Source organism: Caulobacter sp. 05L422 (assembly GCF_056397765.1).
Genome location: NZ_JBFTOB010000011.1, coordinates 80,892 through 106,860, shown reverse-complemented (window position 1 = coordinate 106,860; position 25,969 = coordinate 80,892). Strand labels below are relative to the sequence as shown.

The following is a 25,969-nucleotide window of genomic DNA, read 5'->3' as shown; positions in this document are numbered from 1 at the left end:
GTTCAGATGGGATGGAAGCCAGGAGCGTCCTTGAGACATTCGTCTTCAGACGCCCGCTATGCAGAAAAGGTTCAGCGCCATCCTCCAACTATGGGAGCCCCGACGCGTCGGAGCGCCTGAAGCGACTTCCGAGGGCGGACCAACCCCATATGCGACTTGCGCTATAGGCCATGTCGTCCCTGCTTCGAAAGGGCCTTCCGGCATTTCATGGTTTTTTTGCACGAAGGTTTCACGCATGCCGGGCAAGGCGGGGTTTAGGACCGGAAGCGGGTAGCGTAGGCGGAAGCTTGTTCCATCATCTCGGCCCGCTGCTTCGGCGAAGGACGTTCGGCGTATTTGCCCACGCGCCCGCCGCCACCGGCCCCGAACGCCGATCGTGCAGCCCAGCGCGAACAATCTGAGGCTGCACGAAAGGGCGACTCGAGGCCAGCGCTTAGTTGGCGGCGGCCGCCACGGCCTCGGCGGTGATGCCGAACTCCTTGTAGAGGCGCTCGTACGGGGCCGAGGCGCCGAAGCCGGTCATGCCGACGAACTTGCCCTCGACGCCGATGAAGCGGTCCCAGCCCATGCGGACGGCGGCTTCCACGGCCACGCGGACCGGCGCGTCGCCGATCACCGAGGCCTTGTAGGCGGCCGACTGCTGCTCGAAGAGCTCCCAGCAGGGGGTCGAGACGACGCGGGTCGGCTTGCCCTGGGCCTGCAGGATGTCGCGGGCCGCCACGGCGACCGAGACTTCCGTGCCCGAGGCGAAGATCGTCACCGCCGCCTCGCCGCCCTCGGCGGCCAGCAGCTCGTAGGCGCCCTTGGCCGACAGGTTGGCGGCGGCCGTGTCGCGCACGCCAGGGACCTTCTGGCGCGACAGGCACATCACCGACGGGGTGGCGGCCTGCTCCAGGGCGATCTTCCAGCACTCGGCGGTCTCGACCGCGTCGGCCGGACGGAAGACCAGCAGGTTGGGGATGGCGCGCAGGCTGGCGACGTGCTCGACCGGCTGGTGGGTGGGGCCGTCCTCGCCCAGGCCGATGGAGTCGTGGGTCATCACGTGGACGACCTTGGCCCCCATCAGGGCGCCCAGGCGGATGGCCGGGCGGCTGTAGTCGGCGAAGGCCAGGAAGGTGCCCGAATAGGGGATGACGCCGCCGTGCAGCGCCATGCCGTTCATGGCCGCGGCCATGCCGAACTCGCGCACGCCGTAGTGGACGTAGCGGCCGGCGTAGTCGGGGGCGTCGAACGGCTTCATGCCCTTGACGAAGGTGTTGTTCGAGCCGGTCAGGTCGGCCGAGCCGCCGACCATGTCGATGACCGTCGGGATCAGCTGGTCCAGGGCCGCGCCGGAGTGGACGCGCGTGGCGTTGCCCGGCTTGGTCCTGGCGGCCTCGGCGATGTGGGCGTCCAGGGCCTTGAAGGCGTCGGCCGGCAGCTGGCCCTTCATGGCGCGGGCGAAATCGTCGGCCAGCGGCGAGGCCTTGACGATCGCTTCCCAGGCCTTGCGGACCCGGGCGCCGCGACGGCCGACGCTCTTCCAGGCCTTGGCGATGTCGTCCGGAACCGTGAACGGCGCGGCATCCCAGCCCATGGCCAGGCGCGCGTCGCGGATCTGGTCGTCGAACAGGGTGTAGCCGTGGCTGTGGGGGTCGCCTTCCTTGGGGCCCGCGCCCTTGGAGATCAGCGTCTTGCAGGCGATCAAGGTCGGACGGTCCTGCTTGGTGGCCCAGCGCAGGGCGGCGGCGATCTTGCCGTGGTCGTGGCCGTCGACGGCCTTGACCGCCCAGCCGGCGGCCTTGAAGCGCATCAGCTGGTCGCCGGTCTCGGCGATGGTGGCTTCACCGTCGATGGTGGTGTTGTTGTCGTCGAACAGAACGGTCAGCTTGTTGAGCTTCAGGCGGCCGGCGAGGCTGATGGCCTCGTGGCTGACGCCTTCCATCAGGCAGCCGTCGCCGGCGATCACCCAGGTGCGGTGGTCGACGACGTCCTTGCCGAAGCGGGCGGCGAGATGGGCTTCCGCCATGGCCATGCCGACGGCGGTGGCCAGGCCCTGGCCCAGCGGACCGGTGGTGGTCTCCACGCCCGGGGTGTGGTGCACCTCGGGGTGGCCCGGGGTCAGCGAGCCCCACTGACGGAAGTTCTCGATCTCCTTCATCGTCACGGCCTTGAAGCCGGTCAGGTGAAGCAGGGAATAGAGCAGCATCGAGCCGTGGCCGGCCGACAGCACGAAGCGGTCGCGGTCGGCCCAGTCGGGCTTGGAGGCGTCGAACTTCAGGAACTTGCCCCACAGCACCGTGGCGACGTCGGCCATGCCCATCGGCATGCCCTGGTGGCCGGACTTGGCCTTGTGGACGGCGTCCATGGAAAGGACGCGGATCGCGTCGGCCATCTTGACGGGCGAAACGGGCATGGGACTTCCGGTTTGTTCTTGTTTTGCGGGGCTGCGCGAGGCGCGAGTCGCACGATGACCCCCTGGGGTCAACCCGCGAGCCGGCCCGCGAGCCCTACCGGCGCCGTCGCGTGGGCGCTATGCAACAACGTCCGCAGGCGTTATAGCTGGAAGCGGACTTATGCTCATTTTTAGCATAACCTCGAAAGGCCGGGTCTCTTGAGTTCTCCGTCGTTCTTCTCGCCCTATCGCCATGGCTTCGTCCGGGTCGCCACCGCCGTCCCGAAGGTCAAGCTGGCCGATCCGGCCGCCAACGCCCAGAGCGCGCTGGCCCTGGTGCGCGAGGCCCACGAGGCCGGCGTCGCGGTGCTGGTGCTGCCCGAGCTGGGCCTGACCGGCTACACGATCGACGATCTGCTGCAGCAGGACGCCCTGCTCGACGCGGTCGAGACGGCGATTGCGACCCTGGCCCGGGAGAGCAAGGACCTTTCGCCGCTGTTCGTGGTCGGCGCGCCGCTGCGCGATAACGGCCGGCTCTACAACACCGCGGTCGCCATCCAGGGCGGCCGGGTGCGGGCGGTGATCCCGAAAAGCTTCCTGCCCAACTACCGCGAGTTCTACGAGCGCCGCTGGTTCACGCCGGGCTCGGGCGTGGTCGGCCGCACCCTGGACCTGGCCGGCCAGGCCGTGCCGTTCGGGACCGACATCCTGCTGCGCAATCTGGGGGAGGTCGCCTTCACCGTCGGCGTCGAGATCTGCGAGGACGTCTGGACCCCGACCCCGCCCAGCACCGCCCAGGCCATGGCCGGGGCCGAGATCCTGCTCAACCTGTCGGCCAGCAACATCACCATCGGCAAGTCCGAGACCCGCCGTCTGCTGTGCGCCAGCCAGTCGGCCCGGGCGATCGCGGCCTATGTCTATTCGGCGGCCGGAGCGGGCGAGAGCTCGACCGATCTCGCCTGGGACGGCCATGTCGACATCCACGAGATGGGAAACCTGCTGGCCCAGAGCCCGCGGTTCTCGACCGGGCCGGTGATGGCGATCGCCGACGTCGACGTCCAGCGGCTGCGCCAGGAGCGCATGCGGGTCGGCAGCTTCGGCGACTCCATGACGCTGAATCCGCCCGAAACGCCGTTCCGGATCGTCAGCCTCGACTTCACGCCGCCGGCCGGCGACCTGGCCTTGGTCCGGCCGATCGAGCGCTTCCCGTTCACCCCGTCCGACCCCGCCAAGTTGGCCGAGAACTGCTACGAGGCCTACAACATCCAGGTCCAGGGCCTGGCGCGGCGGGTCGAGGCGACGGGCTCCAAGAGTCTGGTGATCGGCGTTTCCGGCGGCCTGGACTCGACCCACGCCCTGATCGTGGCGGCCAAGGCCATGGACCAGCTGGGCCGACCGCGCACCGACATCCGGGCCTACACCCTGCCGGGCTTCGCGACCTCCGAGGGCACCAAGTCGAACGCCTGGAAGCTGATGACCGCCATGGGCGTCACCGCCGAGGAGCTCGACATCCGCCCGGCCGCCCGGCAGATGCTGGCCGATCTCGGTCACCCGTTCGCCAAGGGCGAGCCGGTCTATGACGTGACCTTCGAGAACGTCCAGGCGGGGCTGCGCACCGACTACCTGTTCCGCCTGGCCAACCATCACAAGGGCATGGTGGTGGGCACCGGCGACCTGTCGGAGCTGGCCCTGGGCTGGTGCACCTACGGGGTGGGCGACCAGATGAGCCACTACAACCCCAATTCCGGCGTGCCCAAGACGCTGATCCAGCACCTGATCCGCTTCGTGGCCGCCTCGGGCGACGTGGACGAGGCGACCGGCGACCTGCTGGAGGACATCCTGGCCACCGAGATCTCGCCGGAACTGGTGCCGGGCGAGCAGGTCCAGGCCACCGAGAGCTTCGTGGGCCCCTACGCCCTGCAGGACTTCAATCTCTACTACCTGACCCGCTACGGCATGGCGCCGTCGAAGATCGCCTTCCTGGCCTGGACCGCCTGGCATGACGCCGCCGGCGGCGCCTGGCCGATCGGGATTCCCCAGGCCGCCAAGCGGGCCTACGACCTGCCGGAGATCAAGCGCTGGCTGGAGCTGTTCCTGAAGCGGTTCTTCGCCAACCAGTTCAAGCGCTCGGCCATGCCCAACGGTCCGAAGATCTCGTCCGGCGGCGCTTTGTCGCCGCGCGGCGACTGGCGAATGCCCTCGGATGCGTCAGCCGATGCGTGGCTGGATGAACTCCACGCCGCCTTGCCCGTTTGATCTGGGCGTCGCCATAAAGTCTCCATTTTGGCGAAGACGATGTGCTACCTGACGTCCGTTCGCGTCAGGTGTTTGCTTTTCCGGGGGGATTTTCTTGCCTGCTATCTATCCAGTGATCCTGTGCGGCGGATCGGGCACGCGTCTATGGCCCGCGTCGCGCGCGGATCGCCCCAAGCAGTTCCTCAAGCTCATCGGCGACCGTTCGAGCTTCCAGGACACGATCCTGCGGGTGATGAACCTGCCGGGCGCCGACGAGATCGTCGTCGTGACCGGCAAGGCTATGGCCGAGCTGGTGGAACGCCAGGCGCTGGAACTGAACGTCAAGCTGACGGTGATCATCGAGCCCGAGGCGCGCGACTCCGCGCCGGCCATCGCCGCCGCCGCCGCCTATGTGGCGTCCCAGTCGCCGGACGGCGTGATGCTGATGCTGGCGGCCGACCACCACATCGCCGAACCCGAGATGTTCCGCGCCGCGGCCCTGGTGGCCATCGACGCCTCGCGCGACGGCCTCATCGTCACCTTCGGCGTCCAGCCGACCGGGCCGGCAACCGGCTTCGGCTACATCAAGCCCGGCGGGAACCTGCCCGGCGGCGTGAAGGCCGTGGCGGCCTTCGTCGAGAAGCCCGACCTGGCCACGGCCAAGGCCTACATCCAGGACGGCTACTACTGGAACAGCGGCAACTTCGCCTTCACCGCCAGGACCCTGCTGGATGAACTGGCCGTCTTCGAGCCGGCGATCCGCGACGGCGCGATCGAGTCCGTCGCCAAGGGCCAGCGCGACGGCGTCCGGCTGCACCTGGACCGCGAAGCGTTCGGCAAGACCACCAAGAAGTCGCTCGACTACGCGGTCATGGAGCGCACCACCCGCGCGGCCGTCGCGCCGGCCGCCTTCACCTGGTCCGACCTGGGCGCGTGGGACGCGATCTGGGAAGCCTCGATCCGCGACGCCGAGGGCAACGCCGCCAGCGGCGACATCCATCTGATCAACACCAAGAACGTGCTCGCCCGCTCGTCCGGCCCGTTCGTGGGCGCGATCGGGGTGGAGGACCTGCTGATCATCGCCGAGCCGGACGCGCTTCTGGTCTGCCGCCGCGACGACGCCCAGGCCGTGAAGACCCTGGTCGATGTCCTCAAGGCCAGCGGCCGCGACATCGCTCACCGCCACGCGATCGCCTTCAGCGGCGGCGTGGAGCGTCAGCCGGTGACCGAAACGCCCAGCGCCCGGGTTCAGCTCTGGCGGATGGAGGCCGGCGCGGTGGCCGACCTTCCGGCCTGTTCCCTCCAGGTGCTGGACGGCGCCTTGGCCGCCGACCGGGAAACCTACGAAGCCGGCGCGCGCCAGGACCTGCACTCGCCGGTCCTGGTCAAGGCGACCGTCGCGACTTCCGTCCTGGTCACGACCTGGCGCTGATTGCCCGGTCCAGCTCCAGGATCGCGCAGACGATGTGATAGAACGAGCTGGCGGGCGCGGCCTCTTCGACGAAGGTCCCGTCCGCCCGCAGCTTGTCGCGCCACAGGCCCTTCACCGGCACGTCGAAATATTTCAACAGGGCCTCGGCGCCGTTGGCGGCCGTGGTCCACCAGTGTGCGTCGCCGGTGATCTGGGCGGCCAGAACGCCGGCCTTGATCTGTTCGGTCTGCGCCCACAGGCGGGCGATGTCGTCGTGCACGCTCATGTCGTCGAGCAGGGCGAAGACCGCCACGCCGCGCCTGGGGTCGACGCCCGGCCCTTCACCGATGCCGATCATCCGCAGGGCGGCCCGGGTGGCGTCGTCGCGGCCGGCCAGCTGGCCCCAGCGCAGCAGCAGCCAGGCCCATTCGAACTGGTGGCCGGGCTCGACGATGCGGCCGTCCACGCCCGCCGCCGGATTCCAGTCGCCGTCGTAATATTCCCGCAGGCCGCCGCTCTTGGGATCGATGAACTTGGCCAGGGCCAGTTCGGCGATCTCGTCGGCCATGGCGCGCCATTGGTCGTCGCCGCCCGTCTCGATCCAGGCCAGGCTGGCCTCGAACATGTGCATGTGCGGGTTCGACAGCAGCGGCAGGGTGCGTGGGACGCTCTCCTCGAAGCCGGCCACGGGATGTTTGAGTGTGGCGTAGAGCGCGTCGCGCAGGCTGACGGCCAGGGCGGGCAGGTCGGCGCGCTCGGGCAGCACCGAACTGGCCATGGCCAGGCCGAACAGCCCGAAGGCCTGGTCGTAGAGGTCGACCTTGTCGTCCAGCGGCGAGCCGTCGCTGGCCACCAGGGTGCGCATGAAGCCGTCGGGTCGGCGGTACTTGCTCAGATAGAAGTCCAGCCCGTGCTCCAGGGCCTGCTTCCACGGGCCGTCCCAGCCCAGCAGGCCGGCCACGGCGTAGGAATAGATCTGCCGCGGCTGCACCCGCGCCCGGCGCGGGGCCTCGACCGGCGTCCCGTCCAGGGCGATCTTCTCGAAGAAGCCGCCCTGCGCCTTGTCGGCGCCGACCTCCCACCAGACCAGGAAGGCGTGCTCCAGGGCCCAGGCCTTGAGTTCGTCGCGCAGGCGGACAAGGCGGGCGAAGTCGTCGGTCATCTGCGATCCTGAGGGCTTGCGAGGCTGGAGCCGTTCTAGGCCCACGCGCCGCGCTTCGCCAAGCCCCGGCGGGGTTCCCGCGCCTTGTCGCCCCCGACGGGCTGTCGTAAGGCGGGGACATGTCCGGAAAAGCGCCGCTGAAAGCCGTCTTCTTCGACCGCGACGGGGTGCTGAACCTCGACCACGGCTATGTCTGCGAGCCCGATCGGCTGGACTGGATCGACGGCGCCCGCGAGGCGGTCGCGGCGCTGAACGCCGCCGGCGTCAAGGTTCTGGTGGTCACCAACCAGTCGGGCGTGGCGCGCGGCTACTTCACCGAGGCCCAGGTCGACGCCTTCCACGAAGCCCTGCAGGCGGGCCTGGCCAAGGCCGGCGGCCGGATCGACGCCTTCTATGTCGCGCCCCACCACGAGGACGCCGCCCTGGACCGTTATCGCCATCCCGACCACCCCGACCGCAAGCCCAATCCCGGCATGATCCTGCGCGGCCTGGCCGACTGGTCGCTGGCGCCGGAGGAGACCGTGCTGGTCGGCGACAAGGGTTCGGACGTCGAGGCCGCTCGCCGGGCCGGCGTCGAAGGCCTGCGGTTCCGGGGCGGCGACCTGCTGGCCTTCCTGCGCGAAAGCCTGGGCGAGCGGTTTCCGTCTACGGGGGCCTAGGGGCTTTACCGGCTTGGCGCGGAGCCGCAGGGCGGATAAACGAGCCTGAAACCCCCGAAAAACATAAAGCGCAGGTCCATGCAGATCTTCCTCGACAGCACCGACACCAAGGTCATCGCCGACCTGGCCTCCACCGGCCTGGTGGACGGGGTGACCACCAACCCGACCCTAATCGCCAAGGCGGGCCGTCCGATGCTCGAGGTGATCGCCGAGATCTGCGACCTGGTGCCGGGCCCGATCAGCGCCGAGGTCGCCGCCACCACCCACGAGGCGATGATCGCCGAGGGCAAGAAGCTGGCCGCCATCGCGCCGAACGTCGTCGTGAAGATCCCGCTGACCCGCGACGGCCTGATCGCCTGCGCCGCCTTCGCCGGCGAGGGCATCTCGACCAACGTCACCCTGTGCTTCTCGCCGACCCAGGCCCTGCTGGCCGCCAAGGCCGGCGCGACCTTCGTCTCGCCGTTCATCGGCCGCCTGGACGACTATGGCTTCGACGGCATGGACCTGATCCGCGACATCCGCGCCATCTACGACAACTACGGCTACGAGACCGAGATCCTGGCGGCCTCGGTGCGCAACGTCGCCCACGTCAAGGACGCGGCCATCGTCGGCGCCGACGTGGTGACCATCCCGCCGGCAGTGTTCGGCGACCTGTTCAAGCACCCGCTGACCGACAAGGGCCTGGAGCAGTTCCTGAAGGATTGGGCTGGAACCGGCCAATCCATTCTCTAGGCAGTCGATCCTCCAGCAGATCGAACGGTGTTCGATTTTCATGCGGCCCCGGGGAAATCCGGGGCCGTTTCATTTTGCAGCTGCGAAGGTTGTTCGCATTTGCGAGTTCGTGCGTTAGGGTCTCAGTAACCGCTTTCGGGAGCGCGCCCATGAACGCCGCCGACATCGCCGTCGAGATCTGCATCGCCTCCGCAGAGGAGGCCCTGCGCTTCTCGGGATTCGTCCGGGACTTCCTGACCCGCAACGGCTTTCCGTTCGTCATGATCCACGACACGCCGGACCTGTCGGGCGAGCGTCGCAAGGTGGTGTTCGAGGACGCCGTGGTCGGGCGCAAGTTCGCCCGCGAATGGCGGATGGACCGGCTCGCGGCCTGCGGGGCCTAGGGCCGGCAAGGGCTTGTGGCAAAGCTCGCGTAACGCTGTTTGCGCTTTCGCGAAACGGGCCTAGATAGGGAGATCATTTCTCTCTGTCGCCGAGTTGCGCCATGAACGACCCCAAATTCGCCCTTACTCCGGTCGTCGGTTCCGCGCTCGATCTGATCGGCCACACGCCGATGATCGAGGTTCGCAACCTCGACACCGGGCCCTGCCGGCTGTTCCTGAAGCTGGAGAACCAGAACCCCGGCGGCTCGATCAAGGACCGCGTGGCCCGCTCGATGATCGAGGCGGCCGAGGCCGACGGCAGCCTCAAGCCGGGCGGAACGATCATCGAGGCGACGGCCGGCAACACCGGCCTGGGCCTGGCCCAGGTGGCGACCCTGAAGGGCTACAAGCTGATCCTGGTGGTGCCCGACAAGATGGCGCGGGAGAAGATCCTGCACCTGAGGGCCATGGGCGTGGACGTCCGCCTGACCCGCAGCGACGTCGGCAAGGGCCATCCGGAATACTACCAGGACATGGCCCAGACGCTGGCCCAGTCGATCCCCGGCGCGATCTACGTCAACCAGTTCGAGAACCCGGCCAACCCCAAGGCGCACGAGACCACGACCGCCCCCGAGATCTTCGAGCAGATGGGCGGCGATGTCGACGCGGTGGTGGTCGGCGTCGGCTCGGGCGGCACCCTGACCGGCATCGGCCGGTTCATGGCCCGGCATTCGCCCAAGACGGAAATGGTGCTGGCCGATCCGGTCGGCTCGATCCTCTGCGAATACGTGGCGACCGGCAGCTACGGCGAGGCCGGTTCTTGGATCGTCGAAGGCATCGGCGAGGACTTCATCCCGGCCGTGGCCGACATGAGCCTGGTCAAGCACGCCTATTCGATCAGCGACCGCGAGAGCGTCGAGACCGCCCGCCTGCTGCTGCGCAAGGAAGGCGTGCTGGCCGGTTCGTCCTCGGGCACCCTGCTGGCGGCCGCCCTGCGCTACTGCCGCGAGCAGACCGAGCCCAAGCGGGTCGTCACCCTGGTTTGCGACACGGGCTCCAAGTACCTGACCAAGATGTTCAACGACATGTGGCTGGCCGCCCACGGCTTCGACCAGCGTGAGCTGCACGGCGACCTGCGCGACCTGATCGCCAAGCGCTACGCCGACGGCGGGGTGGTGGCGATCGGCCCGGAAGACACCCTGCTGACCGCCTACAACCGCATGCGCAGCGGCGACATCAGCCAGCTGCCGGTGGTGGACCACGGCAAGCTGGTCGGCATCCTCGACGAGAGCGACATCCTGGCCGCCGTCGAGGGCGTGGACGACGATCGCGGTCCGAAGTTCAAGACCCTGGTCGGGGCGGCCATGACCAAGGCCGTCAACACCCTGCAATCGACGCAAGGCGTGGACGCCCTGCCCGACGTCTTCGACCGCGACGAGGTGGCCCTGGTCTGCGACGGCGACGAGTTCGTCGGGGTGATCACCCGGGTGGACCTGATCAACCACCTGCGCATGAGCGCCTAGGACCGGTTCGGCCGGCGCCCGCTTGTGGGACCGGCCCGTCCGCACCACTCTTCACGCCATGCCCGTCGCGCGGCGTCCAAGGACCTTCCATGACCGACATCCCCGGCAAGAACCGCCTGGCCTTCGCCACCCGCACGATCCACGGCGGCCAGTTCCCCGATCCGACGACCGGGGCGGTGATGGTGCCGATCTACGCGACCTCGACCTACGTCCAGTCCAGCCCGGGCGAGCACAAGGGCTTCGAATACAGCCGCAGCCACAACCCGACCCGGTTCGCGTTCGAGCGCTGCATCGCCGACCTGGAGAGCGGCACGGCCGGCTTCGCCTTCGCCTCGGGCCTGGCGGCGGCCTCGACGATCCTGGAAATCCTCGACAGCGGGGCGCACGTGATCGCCAGCGACGACCTTTATGGCGGCTCGTTCCGGCTGTTCGACAAGGTGCGCAAGCGCTCGGCCGGCCTGGCCTTCAGCTTCGTCGACATGGGCGACCTGGCGGCCATCGAGGCGGCGATCACGTCCGAAACGAAGATGATCTGGGTCGAGACGCCGACCAATCCGATGCTGCGCCTGGCCGATCTGGCCGGCATCGCGGCCCTGGCCAAGAAGCACCGCCTGATCACCGTGGCAGACAACACCTTCGCCAGCCCGTTCGTCCAGCGGCCGCTGGAGCTGGGTTTCGACATCGTCATGCACTCGGCCACCAAGTACCTGAACGGCCACTCCGACGTGGTGGCCGGCGTGGCGGTGGTCGGCGACAACGCCGAGATCGCCGAGAAGCTGAAGTTCCTGCAGAACGCCGTCGGTGCGGTGCTGGGGCCGTTCGACAGCTTCCTGGCGCTGCGCGGCGTCAAGACCCTGGCCCTGCGCATGCAGCGGGCCTGCGACAGCGCCCTGGCCATCGCCAAGTGGCTGTCGACCCGCAAGGATGTCGAGCGGGTGATCTATCCCGGCCTGCCCAGCCATCCGCAGCACGACCTGGCCAAGCGCCAGATGCTGGGCGGCTTCGGCGGGATCATCTCGGTGGAGCTGAAGGGCGACGAGAGCACCGCCAAGCGGATGCTGGAGCGCACGCGCCTGTTCACGCTGGCGGAAAGCCTGGGCGGGGTCGAGAGCCTGATCGAGCACCCGGCCATCATGACCCACGCCTCGATCCCGGCCGATCAGCGCGCGGCGCTGGGCATCTCCGACACCCTGATCAGGCTTTCGGTGGGGATCGAGGACTGCGAGGACCTGATTGCCGACCTCTCCGAGGCTTTGGCAGTCTGAACAGGTGATGGTCCTTGTCGCCGGGCATGACCGGCGAGGGGTCCGGAGCCTTGGACGGGCGGGGCGGCGGCAGGGTCCGGGTCGGGTCCTCGGCCCACAGGTGGGCGGCCAGCATCAGGTCGGTCCGGACCGGGCCGTAGTCCTCCTTGGCGGTCCAGACGCGGATCGCGGCCTGGGCGAAGGCTTCCGACAGGTCGACGACCTCAATCATCACCGCCGGGTCCTTGCGCACCCGCGGATCGCCCTCGGCCCGCTCGCGCATCTTCTGCAGCACGGTGACCAGGTCGGTCTTCAGCGGCACCTTGAACACCACGTCGGCCCGCCGGTTGCGATGGGTGGAGTAGTTGAGGATGACGTCGCCGAACACCTTGCTGTTGGGGATCATCACCTTGACGTTGTCGGGGGTGGCGATCTCGGTGAACAACAGATCCAGCGACTTGACCGTGCCGTTGCGGGTCGAGGTCTCGATCACGTCGCCGACCTTGTAGGGCCGGAACAGCAGGATCATCACCCCGGCCGCCACGTTCGACAGCGCGCCCTGCAGGGCCAGGCCGATGGCCAGGGAGGCCGCGCCGAGCACGGCGATGATCGAGGTGGCCTGCACGCCGACCTGCTGCAGCACCGCCACCAGGCCCACGGCGACCACGGCGTAGCGCACCAGCGAGGCGATGAAGCTCTCCAGGGTGGGGTCGGGGTTCTTGCGGTGCACCCGGCCCAGGCCGCGGCGCGCCACGCCCGCCAGCCAGCCGGCCACCCAGAAGGTGACGAACAGGATCAGGGCGGCGACGACCAGGTTCACCGCCAGCTTGCCCAGCCAGTCGAGGAAATGCCCGAACATGGTCTCGTCGGCCTTGATGTTGGCGATGGACGGCAGGGAAGCGTCGGCGGGCATCAGGTTCGGCTTGGTCTGCATGGATCTCTCGATGGCGCCCCCGCCCCGAACCGTCAACGAAGACCCGTCAACGAAACAGGGTCCGACCCCGTTCCCGCCAAGGCGGCGCTTCGTTCTCCGGAAACACTCGGTTACATCAATTGGCTCGAATCCGAGCCGATCCGCCTCTAAGAGCGCCGCCCATGAGCATGTCCTTCATCGACCTCGCCGCGCAGCAGCGCCGGATCCGCGCCAAGATCGACGCCGCGATCGCCGCCGTCCTCGACAGCGGGGCCTATGTGATGGGTCCGCAGGTGCGCGAGTTCGAGGCCAAGCTGGCGACGTTCGGCCAGGCGAAGCTCGCCCTGTCGTGCGCCAACGGCACCGACGCCATCGCCCTGCCGCTGATGGCCTGGGGCGTGGGTCCCGGCGACGCGGTGTTCTGCCCGTCCTTCACCTTCGCCGCCACGCCCGAAGTCGTGCCGTGGGTCGGGGCGACGCCGGTGTTCGTCGACGTGCTATCCGACACCTTCAACCTCGATCCGGCCAGGCTGGAAGCCGCCATCGCCGGCGTGAAGGCCGACGGCAAGCTGACCCCCAAGGTGGTGATCGCCGTCGACCTGTTCGGCCAGCCCGCCGACTATCCGGCGATCAAGGCCATCTGCGACCGCGAAGGCCTGAAGCTGATCTCCGACAGCGCCCAGGGCTTCGGCTGCACCCTGGACGGCAAGCATCCGCTGCACTGGGCCGACGTCGCCACCACCAGCTTCTTTCCGGCCAAGCCCCTGGGCTGCTACGGCGACGGCGGGGCGGTGCTGACCAACGACCAGGAGCTCTGGGACCTGATGGACAGCTTCCGGGTGCACGGCAAGGCCGTGGCCCCCGACCTGGTCGGCCGCACCTTCGACCACGACACCAAGTACCTCAACACCCGTATCGGCATGAACTCGCGGCTGGACACCATCCAGGCGGCGATTCTGATCGAGAAGCTCGCGATCTTCCAGGAGGAGATCGACCTGCGCCAGGTGGTGGCCAACCGCTACGCCGAGGGCCTGAAGGGCGCGGTGATCGCCACCCCTAAGGTCATCGACGGCGGGGTGTCGGTCTGGGCCCAGTACGTGATCGAGCACGCCGACCGCGACGGCCTGGCCGCGCATCTGAAGACCCAGGGCATCCCGACGGCGGTCTACTACCCCGTGCCGATGCACGTGCAGGCGCCCTATGCCGACTTCCCGCGTGGGGCCGGCGGCCTGCCGGTGACCGAGGCCAAGGCCGAGCGCGTGCTGGCCCTGCCGATGCATCCCTATCTGGCGGAAGCCGACCAACAACGGATCATCGACGCGATCCGCGCGTTTAACGGCTAAGCTGCGCCCTAATCGTGCCTCACCCTGAGGTATTGTTCGCCTCGGGTTGATTCGAAAGGTTCAGATGCACGATCCTGTGACGTCGTTCGTGGTCGCGGTGTTCAGCATGCCTGGCGCCGCCCTGTTGATGGCGGCGGCCATCCTGGTCTTCGCCATCGGGTTGATCTTCCAATCGGGCTTCTTCGAATACGCGCCGCTGATGGACGATCTGCGGCGTCGCGCCGAACTGCTCGAAGAGCTGCGCGGTGATCGCCAGAAGGCGTTCGCCGAGGCCTTCGAAGCCATCGACAAGCGCCTGAGCGGCATGGCTCATCCCGTCCTCGAACTGGGCTGGGCGCACTATCGCAGCCAGCTGACCCCGACCGAGGACGGGCGCCTGGCCGCCTCGATCCACGCCTCCGACGCCTTCGAACTGGCCGACACGCCGGCCAACACCCTGGAATGGTGGGCCAACATCATGGTCGCCATCGGCCTGGTCGTCACCTTCATGGGCATCGTCGCGGCCCTGACCGAGGCGACCTCGGCGATGAGCGGCGGCGGGGCGGCCATGCAGGGCGCCCTGATCCATCTGCTGACCATCGCCGCCACCAAGTTCTGGACCTCGATCGCCGGGGTCCTGGCCTCGATCATCCTGCGCCTGGTCGCGCGCCGCCGGCGTCAGGCCATCGAAGCGCAGGAAGCGCACTTCTTCGCGCGGCTGGACGCCTGCGTCCGGTTCGCGCCGCCGGAAAAGGTGATGCTGGAGCAATTGGCGGTTCTGGGCCGCATCGAAGCGGCCCTGGCCGGCAGGACCGCCCGCGTGGGCGTGGCCTGATGCGGCGCAGGCGCGGTCGGACGGTCGATGTCGAGGAAGGCGAAAGCTACTACGTCTCGATGACCGACATGATGGTGGGGGTGATCTTCATCTTCATCATCATGCTCAGCTATTTCGCGTTCGAGTTCCGGTCGAGCACGGCCAAGCTGACCGAGGCCAAGCATCCGGAGACGGCGGCCCTGCTGCAGACGGCCGCCAACCTCACGCCCAAGACCGCCGACATCGAGATCGACTACAAGGCCCAGGTGCTTTGCGTGCCGGAGGCGACTCTGTCGGAGACGGGGCAGGGCGCGGCCGGCCAGCGCCGCTGCTTCGGCTTCTCGCCGCCGACCAAGGCCTCGGACGAGGTGGCCACGGTCGCCGACGCCAAGACGCTGCTCATGCAGTCTCTGGACGCCGACCTGCGCGACGCCAAGGTCGAGATCGTCGGCGATCCGACGGGCGGCTCGCTCAACTTCCGGGCCGACCAGCTGTTCGTGAAGGGCACGGCCACCCTGTCGCCGGACGGCCAGCGGATCGCCGGCGAGGTCGCCCGGACCTTGATGCGTCGCCTGCCCTGCCTGGGCTACGGCGTGCCGGCCGACGCCGATTGCCAGGAAGGACCCAAGCTGGCGGTCGCCAACGTGATCAGCCAGACCAATCTCGACGCCTTCAGCGCCGAAGGGCAGCAGGCCGCCAGCCTGGCCCTGCAGCGCGCCGCGGCCTTCCACCAGGCCCTGACCGGCGCCCAGCCGCCCCTGGCCGCCCTGCGCAACGCGCCGCCCGGACAAGCCGGATCGCAACCCCTGCTGCGGGTGGCCAGCATGGGCCAGTCGCAGGAAGGCGCCTCCAAGGCGGGCGACGACCAGACGGTGAGCATCCAGTTCCAGATGGGCTCCTAGACGCGGGATCTGTTGGCGGGACGGCGATGCGCGCCTATATCGGCGCCGTAGCGTCTCGCGCCCGCCCGGCGCACTGGCGTCCGTGGGCGGGAAACCGAGATCATGTCGACCATCGAGAAGCCGTCGCCTCATCCCGGCATGGGGTTTGGCCAGTTCGTCGCCCTGATCGCGGCGATGATGGCCACCAACGCCCTGGCCATCGACTCGATGCTGCCGGCCATGCCGCAGATCGGCGACGCCCTGAACGTGGCCAGCGACAACGAGCGGCAATGGATCCTGACGGCCTACCTGCTGGGCTTCGGCGTGGCCCAGATCGTCTACGGCCCGCTGGCCGACCGCTTCGGGCGCAAGCCGGTGCTGCTGGTCGGCCTGTCGCTGTACGTCGTGTTCGCCGCCCTCTGCGCCTTCGCCACCTCGTTCGAGATGCTGCTGATCGCCCGCGCCCTGTGCGGGGTCGGGGCGGCCGCCACGCGGGTGCTGTCGGTGTCGATCGTCCGCGACTGCTACAGCGGCCGGCAGATGGCGCGGGTGATGTCGCTGTCGTTCATCGTCTTCCTGGGCGTGCCGATCATCGCCCCCTCCGTCGGCCAGGCCATCCTGCTGGTCGCGCCCTGGCCGTGGGTGTTCGGCGTGCTGTCGATCTTCGGCCTGGCGGTGATCGCCTGGTCGTGGATCAAGCTGCCCGAGACCCTGCATCCGGAAGATCGCGTGCCCCTGGAGGTCGCGCCGGTGCTGGCGGCGTTCAAGGAGTGCCTGACCAACCGGATCGCCGTCGGCTACACCCTGGCCGCCACCCTGGTGCTGGGCGGGCTGTTCGGCTTCCTCAACTCGGCCCAGCAGGTGTTCGTCGACGTGCTGGGGGCTGGCCGCTCGTTCCCATTGATCTTCGCGGCGATCGCCGCCGGCATCGCCGTCTCGTCGCTGCTCAATTCCCGCATCGTCGGCCGCCTGGGCATGCGCCTGGTCTCGCACGTCGCCCTGATGGGCTACCTCAGCTTCGCGGTGGTCCACGCCCTGGTCGCCCTGAGCGGCCACGAGACCCTCTGGACGTTCTCGCTGCTGCAGGCGGGGATGATGTTCTGCTTCGGCCTGGTGATGTCGAACTTCGGCTCGATCGCCATGGAGCCGCTGGGCCATCTGGCCGGCACCGCCGCCTCGGTGCAGGGCTTCATCACCACCATCGGCGGGGCGCTGTTCGGCTTCTGGATCGGCCAGCTGTTCGACGGCACCACCGTGCCCCTGACCCTGGGCTTCGCGGGTTTCGGCATCGCCGGACTGGTCGCCGTGCTGATCACCGAGAAGGGCCGGATGTTCCATGCGGGCGCGGGCGCCCCGGCCCTCGAAGGCGCGGGAGCGGTCCACTAGGGCTTATTGTCAAGTTTGGCTCAAGCTTGACTGTGCCTTGCTGAGTGGAATTTGAAGATCAGTCCAGCATCCGCTCCAGGGTCTCCAACTCGTCGGCCTCGCGCGACGGCTTGTCCCAGCGGATGCGGTTGATGCGGGGGAAGCGCATGGCCACGCCGGACTTGTGGCGGGTCGAGCGCTGCAGCCCTTCGAACGCCACCTCGAACACCAGGCCGAACACCAGGTCGGCGCGCACCGAGCGCACCGGGCCGAACCGCTCGACGGTGTGGTCGCGCACGAACTTGTCGATCTGCTTCAGCTCCTCGTCGGTGAAGCCGAAATAGGCCTTGCCCACCGGGGTGAGATGGCGCGTGCCGGTCTCGTCCTCGCGCCAGACCCCGAAGGTGTAGTCGGAATAGAAGCTGGACCGCTTGCCGTGGCCGCGCTGGGCGTACATCAGCACCGCGTCGATCAGCCGGGGATCGCGCTTCCACTTGAACCACGGCCCCTTGGGCCGACCGGGTTCGTAGACGCTGTCCCAGCGCTTGAGCATCAGCCCTTCGGCGATGGTCGGGTCGCCCTCCGGCGGCTCGGCGCGCAGGGCGGCCAGCGCCTCCCAGGTGTCGAACGGCTGGATCGGCGACAGGTCGATGCGCGGGCTGGCCGCCTGGGCCACGAAGGTCTCCAGCCGTTTGCGCCGTTCGCCGAACGGCAGGCCGCGCAGGTCGGTCTCGCCGTCCAGCAGCAGGTCGTAGGCGCGGATTCCGGCCGGATAGGTCTGGAGCTGCTTGGCGTCGACCGTCTTGCGGTTCAGCCGCTGCTGCAGGTCGCCGAAGCTGGCCACCGCGCCGTCGCGCATCACCAGCAGTTCGCCGTCGATCGCCCCCTCGAAGGTCAAGGCCTCGACCACGTCCGGGAAGGTCGCCGAGATGTCGTCGCCGGTGCGGGTGTAGAGCCGCTTCTCGCCGCGCTCGCTGACCGCCTGGACGCGGATGCCGTCCCACTTCCACTCGGCGGCGTAGTCGGCCGGGTCCAGCTTGGCGAAGTCGACGGCCTCGTCGATGGCCTGGGCCAGCATCACCGGCCGGAAGCGGCCCGGGGCGTCGGGCGAGGGCTGTTCGGACCGCCCTTCCAGCCAGGCGAACAGGTCGCCATAGGGCGGGGTCATGGCGTGCCAGACCTCCTCGACCTGGCCGATCTCCACCTGGCCGAAATCGGCGCAGGCCTGCTTGGCCAGCCGCGCCGAGACGCCGACCCGCAGGCCGCCGGTCATCAGCTTCAGCAACGCCCAGCGCCCGTCGGGGTCCAGGGCGTCCAGCCAGCCCTCGATCAGCCGCTGCACCTCGGTTCGGGACGCGGTGCGCAGGCTCTCGACCACCTCCGACAGGTCCGGCTCGCGGTTGGCGCCTGGCTTTTCCGGCCAGACCAGGGCCACGGTCTCGGCCAGGTCGCCGACATAGTCGTAGGACCAGGCGAACAGCTGGGCGTCCATCCGGCTCTCCACCGCCTTGCGGATGAAGGCCGGCTTGGCGGCGTTGAACGACAGCGCCCCGGTCAGGGCCGCCAGCACCCAGCCGCGCTCCGGATCGGGCGTCTCGCGCAGGAAGTCCTTGATCAGGGTCAGCTTGGCGTTGCGCGAGCTGGTCAGGGACAGCCGGTCGAGAAGATGGGCGAAGGCGCGCATGGTCGTCCTTCAACGCGCGAGGGGGCGGACCGTTACTCGGTCGCTTTCGGCTTGCGGCCCAGGCGCGGCAGGCGCTTGCGCAGCAGCCACAGCGGCAGGCCGATGACCAGCAGCCAGGGCAGGGCGAAGGCCGCGACCCGCACCAGGACGCCCAGGCTGGAGGCCAGGGTCGACTGGATGTCGCGCAGGGCCTCGACCAGCGCGCCCCACGAACCCGCCGCGCGCGCCGTGGACTGCTGCGACTGGTAGGTCAGGGTCAGGCTCGAGGTCGCCACCCGGGTCTTCATCACCGCCAGGTTCGACTGGGCCGCATCGACCTCTGCCTGCACCCGCGCCAGTTCGCGCTCGACCTCCAGCAGTTCGGCCAGCTTGCCGGGACGCTCGGCCAGCAGCTTCTGCAGGCGGTCGCGCAGGGTGGTCTGGGCGCGCAGCTGGGCCTCGCCGTCGACGATGGCCCGGGTCAGGTCCTCGCTGCTGACCTCGGAATGGGTCATCCGAGCGCCGGCGGTCTTGAGGTCGCCGTCCAGTCGTCCGTGCAGCTTGGCGATCCAGGCCGGCGTGGCGCGAACCTCGAGGGTGGCGCTGGCGTCTTCGCCCTGGCTCTGCTGGATCGACACCACCTGGCATACGACCGGCCCGGCGTCGACGCAGGCCTTCTGGTGCAGTTGCATCAGCGGCTTGACCCGATCGGCCGGGGCCCAGATCACGTCGCTATAGACATAGGCGATCATCGGAGCGGTCGCGGCGGCCTCCGCTGGCTGGCCGGGCGCATTCGCGGGCGGCGGCGCGGCCTTCGCCACCGCCGGCGGCATCATGTTGAAGGTGGTCTCCGCCGGTTCGAGCATCGGCATGGCGTCGCCGCTCCGGCCGCAACCCGCCAGGACGATGGTCGAGGCCGTCAGACAGGCCGCCAGGACGCCGATACGCATGGTCTCTCTCCCTTGTCGCCAAGCCAAGCTAGCAGGCTGGCGCGGAGACGCCAGAGCATAATTTACAAGCCTAATATTTCGGAGTTTGGACGAGGGTGCGTGGCCCGGACCTCAGCCCGCCCGCGTCTCGTCCAGCTGACCCAGGATCATGATCTTCTGCCAGATCTTGCGGCCGAGGTCGGAGGTCAGGGTCTCGATGTCGTTGACGGCGGTGACCACCACCGGGTCGTCGCTCTCGCCGGCATAGAGCGCCGCCAGCTTGGCGGTCAGGGCCAGCATTTCGGCGCAGTAATCCAGATAGCGCGCCAACTGGAAACGGTTCATCTCGCGGGCGGGCGAGGACGCGGTGCGCGGGCCCAGCACCAGGGTGGGGTCCTTGGTCAGCTGGTGCATGTCGATCACGTGGGCGAACGACCGCAGCTCGTGCAGGGATTTCTGGACCCGCGAGCGCTTCCATCGCGACTCCAACGAGACCAGGAACCAGATCGCCGCGCCCGACAGCAGCAGCAGGTTGACCGCCGGCTCCAGGCTCTGGGCCAGGCTGAGGGCGCCGGCGTTGCGCAGGCTGGTCAGCCAGTCGAGCCGGCTGATCAGCCCCGCCTCGGCCCCGATCGCCGCGATCGCGATGACCGCGACCAGGGTCCGCAGGCCCAGATAGGGCCGCGACAGCCGCCGCGCCCGTCGGGCGGTGACCCGGGCCACGGCCGTCAGCTGGTCGCAGACCTCCGACAGGCCGGACGCCGGAAACCGCTCCGCCACCCGGGCCTTCAGGTGGTCGAGCGTCTGCACCACCTTGTCGGCGTCGAGCTTCAGCGCGCCATTGCGGATAGCCATGCGGGTCCCCCGATCCTGCGGCGACGCTAGCATGGTCGCGAGAACGGGCGTGAGGCTTGAAGTCAATTCGAACATCTGTTTGAATTGATCCCTGTCCGGAGCCCGGACCTGGAGGCGACCATGACCCCGCCCGAGCCGTTCGTCCCGCATCCGCGCAAGAGCCCGCTGACCTCGCCGTGGGAGCCGATCTTCGCCGACATCCGCGAGGACCGCTGGGTGCTGGGGCTGGAGGTGCGCGAGCCGCACACCAATTCGCGGGGCAATCCGCACGGCGGCCTGATCGCCGCCCTGGCCGACAACGCCATGGGCCTGTCGTGCGGGGTGATGCTGACCCGGCTGAAGATCCCCAGCAGCGGCCTGATCACTGTCTCGCTGGGGTTGGACTACATCGCCGCCGCCCAGATGGGCCAGTGGCTGGCCTTCGACACCGACTTCATCAAGCCGGGCAAGAGCCTGTGCTACGCCGAGGCAACGGTGCTGGCCGACGACAAGCCTGTGGCGCGGGCGCGGGCGACGTTCAAGGTGGTGACCCCAAGCTGACGGAGGATCACTCCCCCTCCTCCTCGTCATAGCCCACCAGCCTCAGCGCCCGCGCCGGTATGCCCTCCAGCTCGCACCAGCGCTCCAGCGCCTCCTCGCGTCCGTGGGTGATCCACACCTCGCCGGGGCGCAGCTCGTCGAGGGTGGCGGTCAGCTCGTCCCAGTCGGCGTGGTCGGAGATGATCAGCGGCAGCTCGACGCCGCGCTGGCGGGCCCGGGCCCGCACGCGCATCCAGCCGCTGGCGAAGCAGTCGACCGGGTCGGGGAAGCGCCGCGACCAGCGGTCGGCCAGGGCCGAGGGCGGAGCGACGATGATCGCGCCCTCGAAGTCCTTCTTGGTCCCCGTCGTGGCCGGAGCCAGCGGGCCCAGGTCGACGCCGTGGCGGCCGTAGAGGCGGTTCAGCCGCTCCATGGCCCCGTGCACGTGGATGGTCTTGTCCCAGCCGGCCTCACGGATCAGGCTGATCACCCGCTGGGCCTTGCCCAGGGCGTAGGCGCCGACGATGTGCGAACGCTCGGGGAACTGCTCGACCGACTTCAGCAGGGCCGCCACCTCGCCGGCGTCGTCGGGGTGGCGGAACACCGGCAGGCCGAAGGTCGCCTCGGTCACGAAGACGTCGCAGGGCACGGGCTCGAAGGCCGGGCAGGTGGGGTCGCGGCGGCGCTTGTAGTCGCCGGAGACGACGATGGTCATGCCTTTCCAGCGGATCACCGCCTGGGCCGAACCCAGCACGTGGCCGGCCGGGACCAGTCCGACCTCGACGCCGTTGTGGGTGAAGCTCTGGCCATAGGCGATCGGCTCGCGGCGGCCGGCGAAGTCCTCGCCGTAGCGCTCGGCCATGATCGCCAGGGTCTCGGGGGTGGCCGCCACGACGCCATGGCCGGCCCGGGCGTGGTCGGCGTGGCCATGGGTGATCACCGCCCGGTCCACGGGGCGGACGGGGTCGATGTAGAAGTCTCCGGGCGGGCAATACAGCCCGTCGGGCTTCGGACAGATCAGGTCCTGAGGCTTCATCACGATGGATATGGCAACGCGCGCGGCTATAAACCTATCCCATGAGCACGGATCTTAGCGCCGGCGAACAGCATCGCCTGATCGCCAACACCATGAACGAGGGCAGCCCCCAGGCCAGGGCCCTCGGCTTCCAGACGCTGGAGATCGGCGAGGCGGTCGCCATCCTCAAGGTCCCGTACCGTCCCGAGATCGTCGGCGATCCCGAGACGGGGGTGATCGCCGGCGGGGTGGTGACCACCCTGCTCGACCACGCCAGCGGCCAGGCGGTGCACGCCGCGCTCAGCGAATGGACCTCGATCGCCACCCTGGACCTGCGCATCGACTATATGCGGCCCGCCCAGCCGGGCCGGGACGTGCTGGCCCGCGCCCACTGCTACAAGGTCACCCGCTCGGTCGCCTTCGTGCGCTCCGTGGCCTACGAGGACGATCCCGACGACCCGGTCGCCGCCGCCCAGGCCGCCTTCATGCTCGACTCCAGCGCCGGCAAGAAGCCGGGCGCCAACTTCAAGCCGCCGCGCGCCAGCAAGGGAGACGCCGCATGAGCGACGCCGACACCCGCCTGATCGCCGTGCTCGGCTCGATCCCCTACGCCAAGTTCATCGGCATGCGCGCCGAGCTGGCCGGCGACGAGATGACCGCCATCCTGCCGTTCTCCGACCACATCGTCGGCAATCCGATGCTGCCGGCCATCCATGGCGGCGTGCTGGGGGCCTTCATGGAGATGACCGCCCTGGCCCAGCTGTCGGTGGCCGAGCCGCTGAAGCGCCAGCCGCGGACCATCGACGTCTCGATCGAGTACCTGCGCACCGGCCGCCCCCTGACCACCTTCGCCCGCGCCCAGATCAAGAAGGTCGGCCGGCGGATCGCCAACGTCCACGTCGAGGCCTGGCAGGAGCAGCGCGCCGCGCCGATCGCGGCCCTGCGCGGTCATTTCCTGTTGACCTCGGCGGAGGACTGATCCGCACGTCGAACATTGGTCTTGAAGGTAAAAGTTTCCACTGCAACGATATGGATCGACAACATTACACCTCTGTAATGCCGATTATCAGCGTCAACGTTTCTTAAAAACGCTTCATGAAGCAAAGGTAACGGGTGTTCACCATCCCGCTGGCCTATACCCCTGATCACCGGACGCGGACGGCGCGCCGGACCAACAGGGAACTAAGACAATGTCCTTCTCGAACAACGCCTTCTCGGGTTTCGCCACCATCGTCCTGGCCATGCTGCCCCTCGTCGTGATCATCGGCTCCATCGCCCCGAGCTTCTAAGTGATCGCCGCGTAGCTCCACCGGAAGCGCGACCCTTCAGGCCCCCAGGGCCTCTCGGGCCGCCCGGTGGAGAAGGGCGTGACGATGCGCCAATCGATCGATGTCGGCGTCGTATCCGCCGCCGATCACCCCGGTCACCGGGATCCCCCTTTCCAGACATGAGCCCAGGACGAACGCCTCGCGTCGCGCGAGCCCCTCGTCGCTCAGGGACAGACGCCCCAGCTTGTCGTCCGCGTGCGGATCGACCCCGGCGTTGAAGAACACCAGGTCCGGCGCCGTCCGGGCCAAGAGATCCGGCAAGATGCCGGACAGCGCTTCCAAATAAGCCTCGTCGCCCGTGCCGTCGGGCAGGTCGACGTCCAGGTCGCTGACCGCCTTGCGGGCCGGGAAGTTCTTCTCGGCGTGCATCGAGAAGGTGAAGACGCTGGGATCGCCTTCGAAGATCCGCGCCGTGCCGTCGCCCTGGTGGACGTCGAGATCCACGACCAGGACCTGGCCGACCTTGCCCTCCGCCAGCAGCCGCCGCGCCGCCACCGCCACGTCGTTGAACACGCAGAAGCCCGCGCCCGTGTCGGCCTGGGCGTGATGGCTGCCGCCGGCGGTGTTGCAGGCGATCCCGTGCTCCAGCGCCAGGCGGGCCGCCACCAGAGTGCCACCGACCGCCGCCTGGGCCCGCCGCGCCACCGACTCGGTGTTGGGCAGGCCGACCCGCCGCGCCACGTCGGCCGGCAGGGTCAGGTCGATCACCCCGCGCACATAGGCCTCGTCATGGACCAGCAGCAGGCTGTCCAGGTCGATCGGCTCGGGAAGGACGAAGCCGGCCGGTCCCGCCACGCCCTCGGCCTCCAGCACGGCCGCCAGTCGCGAGAACTTGTCCATCGGGAAGCGGTGGCCGGCCGGCATCTCGGCGCGGAAGGCGGGGTGGTGGATGATGGGCGGTACGACGGGGAGAAAAGGCGTGGCCATGACGCAACGATGGGAAACCCAAGGGCCTGACGCAAGGTCACGACTTGCCCCGCCCGCCTCACGCGCCTAACCAACCGCCATGCGCACGCCCGAGAACCTCGCCGAAATCCTGACCCTCGAGCCGATCGAGGTGAACCTGTTCCGGGGCGTCAGCCCCAATGACGGCTTCCCCCGGATCTTCGGCGGCCTGGTCATCGCCCAGGCCCTGACCGCGGCCTACAAGACCGTGCCCGACCGCATCTGCCACTCGCTGCACGCCTATTTCATCCGGCCCGGCGACGTGAACGCCCCAGTGCTCTACGAGGTCGAGCGGGCGCGCGACGGCGGCACCTTCACCACCCGGCGGGTGGCGGCCATCCAGCACGGCGAGCAGATCTTCAACCTGGCCTGCTCGTTCCAGACCCCGGAGGCGGGGCTGGAGCACCAGGCGCCGATGCCATCGAGTCTGGATCCCGAGACCCTGCCGACCGACGCGGAGTACCTGCGGTCGCTGGGCGACGAGGTGCATCCCAAGTTCGTCAAGATGGCCGAGCATCCGCGCCCGATCGACCTGCGCTGGGTGGATCCGCAGCACCCGACCAAGCCGACGCCCAAGTCGTCGACCAAGGAAGTCTGGATGCGGGCCAAGGCGCCGCTGGGCGACGACGTCCGCCTGCAGCAATGCGCGCTGGCCTACGCCTCGGACATGGCCTTCATGGAGAGCGCCCTGCGCCCGCATGGCCTGATCTGGACAACGCCCGGCCTGCAGGCCGCCAGCCTTGACCACGCCATGTGGTTCCACCATCCGTTCGATTTCAACGACTGGATCCTGTTCTCGCAGGACAGTCCGTCGGCCTCGCAGGGCCGCGGCCTGGTGCGCGGCCAGATGTTCACCCGCGACGGCAAGCTGGTGGCCTCGGTGGCCCAGGAATGCCTGATGCGGGTGCGGAAGTAGGCTAGGCGGCGCCGAGCCGCTCCAGCACGCCGATGAACCGGTCCAGGTCGCCGCTGGTCATCGCGCGCTCGGCCTCGATCACCAGCTGAAGCTTGCGGGCCAGCAGCCGCAACTCGATCTCGCCGGCCTCGGCTTGGGTCTTGGCGGCGGTGGCCTTGCTGGCTTCGGCTTCCGCGAGAAGCTTCGTCGCGCGCGCGGCCAGGGCCTCGTTCTCGAGGCCGGCGCGGGAGAGGCGGTCCTTCAGATGCTCGATCGAGCGGTTCAGCAGGTCCTGGGCCTCGTCGCGTACGGTCGCGCGGCTGTGCTGATCGACCACGGAGTCGAGGACGGCGGCGATCGCGTCGGTCAGCCTTGGGATCAAGCCGCCCTTGGGCGCGCGCGACGCCAGTTCGCCGTTCGTCAGGACGGGCGGTCGAACGCGCGCGGCGACGAAGGTTTCGACAACCAGCTTCATCGCCGCGATCGCCGGATCGGACTTCAGGACCGTGGCGGCCATGACCACGCCGTGTTCGGTGAAGACCCAGGGCGCCCCAACTTGATGTCGCATTTTGCGATATCAAGTTGGCGGTCTCCTCGTGGGTCAGCTGGAACGCAGCCCTCGAAGCGCCCGGCGTTGCGGCGCACCTGCTCGTTCAGCCGCCGGGTCTCGACGCTGAAAAGCGCGGCGATGGCTTCGTCGAGCACGACGTTCTCTCCGCGAACCTGATGGATTCGGGCCGGCGTGAAGCGGATAGGGGCGGTTGACGACATGCGACGCGACCGAACTACTATGAGAACAAAGTAGGAACTCGGCGGACTTGAA

25 protein-coding genes are annotated in these 25,969 nt (G+C 68.8%); 15 read left to right on the top strand and 10 right to left on the bottom strand.

The features are described 5' to 3' along the window. Nucleotides 1-433: 433 nt before the first annotated feature. Complete coding sequence (tkt, locus tag AC1DMQ_RS12235) at nucleotides 434-2,395, bottom strand: transketolase (protein ID WP_477033836.1); 1,962 nt, start codon at nucleotides 2,393-2,395, stop codon at nucleotides 434-436. A gap of 198 nt (nucleotides 2,396-2,593) precedes the next feature. Between tkt and AC1DMQ_RS12230 the strand changes: the two genes are divergently transcribed. Together AC1DMQ_RS12230 and AC1DMQ_RS12225 are read left to right on the top strand one after the other, a co-directional pair. Continuing rightward, a complete protein-coding gene (locus AC1DMQ_RS12230; protein ID WP_477033835.1) occupies nucleotides 2,594-4,630 on the top strand; it encodes an NAD(+) synthase in 2,037 nt (678 codons plus the stop codon). 94 nt (nucleotides 4,631-4,724) lie between these two features. Further along, nucleotides 4,725-6,041 carry a mannose-1-phosphate guanylyltransferase/mannose-6-phosphate isomerase gene (locus tag AC1DMQ_RS12225; protein WP_477033834.1) on the top strand — a complete coding sequence of 439 codons (1,317 nt, stop codon included), beginning with the start codon at nucleotides 4,725-4,727 and terminating at the stop codon, nucleotides 6,039-6,041. Here AC1DMQ_RS12225 and AC1DMQ_RS12220 read toward each other — a convergent pair. Beyond that, on the bottom strand, nucleotides 6,025-7,182 hold the full coding sequence (locus tag AC1DMQ_RS12220) for an AGE family epimerase/isomerase (protein WP_477033833.1): 1,158 nt from the start codon (nucleotides 7,180-7,182) through the stop codon (nucleotides 6,025-6,027). The genes AC1DMQ_RS12225 and AC1DMQ_RS12220 overlap by 17 nt on opposite strands. A gap of 119 nt (nucleotides 7,183-7,301) precedes the next feature. Between AC1DMQ_RS12220 and AC1DMQ_RS12215 the strand changes: the two genes are divergently transcribed. From AC1DMQ_RS12215 to AC1DMQ_RS12195, 5 genes are all read left to right on the top strand, one after another. Next, nucleotides 7,302-7,841 carry a D-glycero-alpha-D-manno-heptose-1,7-bisphosphate 7-phosphatase gene (locus tag AC1DMQ_RS12215; RefSeq protein ID WP_477033832.1) on the top strand — a complete coding sequence of 180 codons (540 nt, stop codon included), beginning with the start codon at nucleotides 7,302-7,304 and terminating at the stop codon, nucleotides 7,839-7,841. Nucleotides 7,842-7,919: 78 nt separating this feature from the next. After that, entirely contained in the window at nucleotides 7,920-8,573 is a 654-nt protein-coding gene (gene fsa / locus AC1DMQ_RS12210; protein ID WP_477033831.1) for a fructose-6-phosphate aldolase, read from the top strand. A 149-nt stretch (nucleotides 8,574-8,722) separates the two neighbouring features. After that, nucleotides 8,723-8,956, top strand: a complete 234-nt coding sequence (locus AC1DMQ_RS12205; protein WP_477033830.1) for a hypothetical protein — start codon at nucleotides 8,723-8,725, stop codon at nucleotides 8,954-8,956. Nucleotides 8,957-9,057: 101 nt separating this feature from the next. Next, entirely contained in the window at nucleotides 9,058-10,458 is a 1,401-nt protein-coding gene (locus tag AC1DMQ_RS12200) for a pyridoxal-phosphate dependent enzyme (protein WP_477033829.1), read from the top strand. An 89-nt stretch (nucleotides 10,459-10,547) separates the two neighbouring features. Continuing rightward, entirely contained in the window at nucleotides 10,548-11,723 is a 1,176-nt protein-coding gene (locus AC1DMQ_RS12195; RefSeq protein WP_477033828.1) for a trans-sulfuration enzyme family protein, read from the top strand. Here AC1DMQ_RS12195 and AC1DMQ_RS12190 read toward each other — a convergent pair. Next, a complete protein-coding gene (locus AC1DMQ_RS12190; RefSeq protein WP_477033827.1) occupies nucleotides 11,653-12,636 on the bottom strand; it encodes a mechanosensitive ion channel family protein in 984 nt (327 codons plus the stop codon). The two genes, AC1DMQ_RS12195 and AC1DMQ_RS12190, sit on opposite strands and share 71 nt — an antisense overlap. Nucleotides 12,637-12,797: 161 nt before the next feature. Between AC1DMQ_RS12190 and AC1DMQ_RS12185 the strand changes: the two genes are divergently transcribed. The 4 genes from AC1DMQ_RS12185 (at nucleotide 12,798) to AC1DMQ_RS12170 (ending at nucleotide 17,018) form a co-directional block, all read left to right on the top strand. Then, on the top strand, nucleotides 12,798-13,958 hold the full coding sequence (locus AC1DMQ_RS12185) for a DegT/DnrJ/EryC1/StrS family aminotransferase (protein ID WP_477033826.1): 1,161 nt from the start codon (nucleotides 12,798-12,800) through the stop codon (nucleotides 13,956-13,958). A 64-nt stretch (nucleotides 13,959-14,022) separates the two neighbouring features. Further along, nucleotides 14,023-14,772 carry a hypothetical protein gene (locus AC1DMQ_RS12180; RefSeq protein WP_477033825.1) on the top strand — a complete coding sequence of 250 codons (750 nt, stop codon included), beginning with the start codon at nucleotides 14,023-14,025 and terminating at the stop codon, nucleotides 14,770-14,772. Next, nucleotides 14,772-15,653 carry a hypothetical protein gene (locus AC1DMQ_RS12175; protein WP_477033824.1) on the top strand — a complete coding sequence of 294 codons (882 nt, stop codon included), beginning with the start codon at nucleotides 14,772-14,774 and terminating at the stop codon, nucleotides 15,651-15,653. Before AC1DMQ_RS12180 ends, AC1DMQ_RS12175 begins: the two co-directional genes overlap by 1 nt. A 138-nt stretch (nucleotides 15,654-15,791) precedes the next feature. Continuing rightward, the gene (locus AC1DMQ_RS12170; protein WP_477033887.1) at nucleotides 15,792-17,018 is read left to right on the top strand and encodes a multidrug effflux MFS transporter; all 1,227 of its coding nucleotides are present in this window, start codon (nucleotides 15,792-15,794) and stop codon (nucleotides 17,016-17,018) included. Nucleotides 17,019-17,076: 58 nt separating this feature from the next. Here the strand turns inward: AC1DMQ_RS12170 and AC1DMQ_RS12165 are convergent, their stop codons facing one another. The 3 genes from AC1DMQ_RS12165 to AC1DMQ_RS12155 all read right to left on the bottom strand — a co-directional run bounded on the left by AC1DMQ_RS12165 (nucleotide 17,077) and on the right by AC1DMQ_RS12155 (nucleotide 20,444). Further along, on the bottom strand, nucleotides 17,077-18,681 hold the full coding sequence (locus AC1DMQ_RS12165) for a cisplatin damage response ATP-dependent DNA ligase (protein ID WP_477033823.1): 1,605 nt from the start codon (nucleotides 18,679-18,681) through the stop codon (nucleotides 17,077-17,079). Between the two features lie 32 nt (nucleotides 18,682-18,713). Next, nucleotides 18,714-19,610 (bottom strand): DUF4349 domain-containing protein, encoded by an 897-nt coding sequence (locus AC1DMQ_RS12160; protein WP_477033822.1) that lies wholly within the window; start codon nucleotides 19,608-19,610, stop codon nucleotides 18,714-18,716. A gap of 111 nt (nucleotides 19,611-19,721) precedes the next feature. Then, nucleotides 19,722-20,444, bottom strand: coding sequence for a hypothetical protein (locus AC1DMQ_RS12155; RefSeq protein WP_477033821.1), 723 nt, complete (start codon nucleotides 20,442-20,444; stop codon nucleotides 19,722-19,724). A gap of 120 nt (nucleotides 20,445-20,564) precedes the next feature. Here AC1DMQ_RS12155 and AC1DMQ_RS12150 point away from each other — a divergent pair, with 120 nt between their 5' ends. Next, nucleotides 20,565-20,984, top strand: a complete 420-nt coding sequence (locus tag AC1DMQ_RS12150) for a PaaI family thioesterase (protein ID WP_477033820.1) — start codon at nucleotides 20,565-20,567, stop codon at nucleotides 20,982-20,984. A gap of 7 nt (nucleotides 20,985-20,991) precedes the next feature. Here AC1DMQ_RS12150 and AC1DMQ_RS12145 read toward each other — a convergent pair whose 3' ends face one another. Then, entirely contained in the window at nucleotides 20,992-21,999 is a 1,008-nt protein-coding gene (locus AC1DMQ_RS12145; RefSeq protein ID WP_477033819.1) for a ligase-associated DNA damage response exonuclease, read from the bottom strand. Between the two features lie 41 nt (nucleotides 22,000-22,040). Between AC1DMQ_RS12145 and AC1DMQ_RS12140 the strand changes: the two genes are divergently transcribed. Next, complete coding sequence (locus AC1DMQ_RS12140; RefSeq protein WP_477033818.1) at nucleotides 22,041-22,541, top strand: PaaI family thioesterase; 501 nt, start codon at nucleotides 22,041-22,043, stop codon at nucleotides 22,539-22,541. Next, entirely contained in the window at nucleotides 22,538-22,957 is a 420-nt protein-coding gene (locus AC1DMQ_RS12135; RefSeq protein WP_056443546.1) for a PaaI family thioesterase, read from the top strand. The genes AC1DMQ_RS12140 and AC1DMQ_RS12135 overlap by 4 nt, the downstream gene beginning before the upstream one ends. Nucleotides 22,958-23,303: 346 nt before the next feature. Here AC1DMQ_RS12135 and AC1DMQ_RS12130 read toward each other — a convergent pair whose 3' ends face one another. Further along, complete coding sequence (locus AC1DMQ_RS12130; RefSeq protein WP_477033817.1) at nucleotides 23,304-24,233, bottom strand: histone deacetylase family protein; 930 nt, start codon at nucleotides 24,231-24,233, stop codon at nucleotides 23,304-23,306. 79 nt (nucleotides 24,234-24,312) lie between these two features. On the opposite strand from AC1DMQ_RS12130, the gene AC1DMQ_RS12125 reads away from it, so the two are divergent. After that, nucleotides 24,313-25,167, top strand: coding sequence for an acyl-CoA thioesterase (locus AC1DMQ_RS12125; RefSeq protein ID WP_477033816.1), 855 nt, complete (start codon nucleotides 24,313-24,315; stop codon nucleotides 25,165-25,167). A gap of 1 nt (nucleotide 25,168) precedes the next feature. On the opposite strand, the gene AC1DMQ_RS12120 is transcribed toward AC1DMQ_RS12125, so the two are convergent. Further along, complete coding sequence (locus AC1DMQ_RS12120; protein WP_477033889.1) at nucleotides 25,169-25,714, bottom strand: hypothetical protein; 546 nt, start codon at nucleotides 25,712-25,714, stop codon at nucleotides 25,169-25,171. After that, nucleotides 25,645-25,917, bottom strand: a complete 273-nt coding sequence (locus tag AC1DMQ_RS12115; RefSeq protein WP_477033815.1) for an ORF6N domain-containing protein — start codon at nucleotides 25,915-25,917, stop codon at nucleotides 25,645-25,647. Before AC1DMQ_RS12115 ends, AC1DMQ_RS12120 begins: the two co-directional genes overlap by 70 nt. Nucleotides 25,918-25,969 lie beyond the last annotated feature (52 nt).

Bases quoted from the DNA above. Each gene is read 5' to 3' on its own strand.
- AC1DMQ_RS12115 (WP_477033815.1), bottom strand. From the start codon at position 25,917: ATGTCGTCAACCGCCCCTATCCGCTTCACGCCGGCCCGAATCCATCAG.
- AC1DMQ_RS12140 (WP_477033818.1), top strand. From the start codon at position 22,041: ATGAGCACGGATCTTAGCGCCGGCGAACAGCATCGCCTGATCGCCAAC.
- AC1DMQ_RS12180 (WP_477033825.1), top strand. From the start codon at position 14,023: ATGCACGATCCTGTGACGTCGTTCGTGGTCGCGGTGTTCAGCATGCCT.
- AC1DMQ_RS12190 (WP_477033827.1), bottom strand. From the start codon at position 12,636: ATGCAGACCAAGCCGAACCTGATGCCCGCCGACGCTTCCCTGCCGTCC.
- AC1DMQ_RS12205 (WP_477033830.1), top strand. From the start codon at position 8,723: ATGAACGCCGCCGACATCGCCGTCGAGATCTGCATCGCCTCCGCAGAG.
- AC1DMQ_RS12165 (WP_477033823.1), bottom strand. From the start codon at position 18,681: ATGCGCGCCTTCGCCCATCTTCTCGACCGGCTGTCCCTGACCAGCTCG.
- AC1DMQ_RS12155 (WP_477033821.1), bottom strand. From the start codon at position 20,444: ATGGCTATCCGCAATGGCGCGCTGAAGCTCGACGCCGACAAGGTGGTG.
- tkt (WP_477033836.1), bottom strand. From the start codon at position 2,395: ATGCCCGTTTCGCCCGTCAAGATGGCCGACGCGATCCGCGTCCTTTCC.
- AC1DMQ_RS12215 (WP_477033832.1), top strand. From the start codon at position 7,302: ATGTCCGGAAAAGCGCCGCTGAAAGCCGTCTTCTTCGACCGCGACGGG.
- AC1DMQ_RS12175 (WP_477033824.1), top strand. From the start codon at position 14,772: ATGCGGCGCAGGCGCGGTCGGACGGTCGATGTCGAGGAAGGCGAAAGC.
- AC1DMQ_RS12220 (WP_477033833.1), bottom strand. From the start codon at position 7,182: ATGACCGACGACTTCGCCCGCCTTGTCCGCCTGCGCGACGAACTCAAG.
- AC1DMQ_RS12195 (WP_477033828.1), top strand. From the start codon at position 10,548: ATGACCGACATCCCCGGCAAGAACCGCCTGGCCTTCGCCACCCGCACG.
- AC1DMQ_RS12145 (WP_477033819.1), bottom strand. From the start codon at position 21,999: ATGAAGCCTCAGGACCTGATCTGTCCGAAGCCCGACGGGCTGTATTGC.
- AC1DMQ_RS12170 (WP_477033887.1), top strand. From the start codon at position 15,792: ATGGGGTTTGGCCAGTTCGTCGCCCTGATCGCGGCGATGATGGCCACC.
- AC1DMQ_RS12150 (WP_477033820.1), top strand. From the start codon at position 20,565: ATGACCCCGCCCGAGCCGTTCGTCCCGCATCCGCGCAAGAGCCCGCTG.
- AC1DMQ_RS12185 (WP_477033826.1), top strand. From the start codon at position 12,798: ATGAGCATGTCCTTCATCGACCTCGCCGCGCAGCAGCGCCGGATCCGC.
- AC1DMQ_RS12120 (WP_477033889.1), bottom strand. From the start codon at position 25,714: ATGCGACATCAAGTTGGGGCGCCCTGGGTCTTCACCGAACACGGCGTG.
- fsa (WP_477033831.1), top strand. From the start codon at position 7,920: ATGCAGATCTTCCTCGACAGCACCGACACCAAGGTCATCGCCGACCTG.
- AC1DMQ_RS12200 (WP_477033829.1), top strand. From the start codon at position 9,058: ATGAACGACCCCAAATTCGCCCTTACTCCGGTCGTCGGTTCCGCGCTC.
- AC1DMQ_RS12125 (WP_477033816.1), top strand. From the start codon at position 24,313: ATGCGCACGCCCGAGAACCTCGCCGAAATCCTGACCCTCGAGCCGATC.
- AC1DMQ_RS12160 (WP_477033822.1), bottom strand. From the start codon at position 19,610: ATGCGTATCGGCGTCCTGGCGGCCTGTCTGACGGCCTCGACCATCGTC.
- AC1DMQ_RS12130 (WP_477033817.1), bottom strand. From the start codon at position 24,233: ATGGCCACGCCTTTTCTCCCCGTCGTACCGCCCATCATCCACCACCCC.
- AC1DMQ_RS12135 (WP_056443546.1), top strand. From the start codon at position 22,538: ATGAGCGACGCCGACACCCGCCTGATCGCCGTGCTCGGCTCGATCCCC.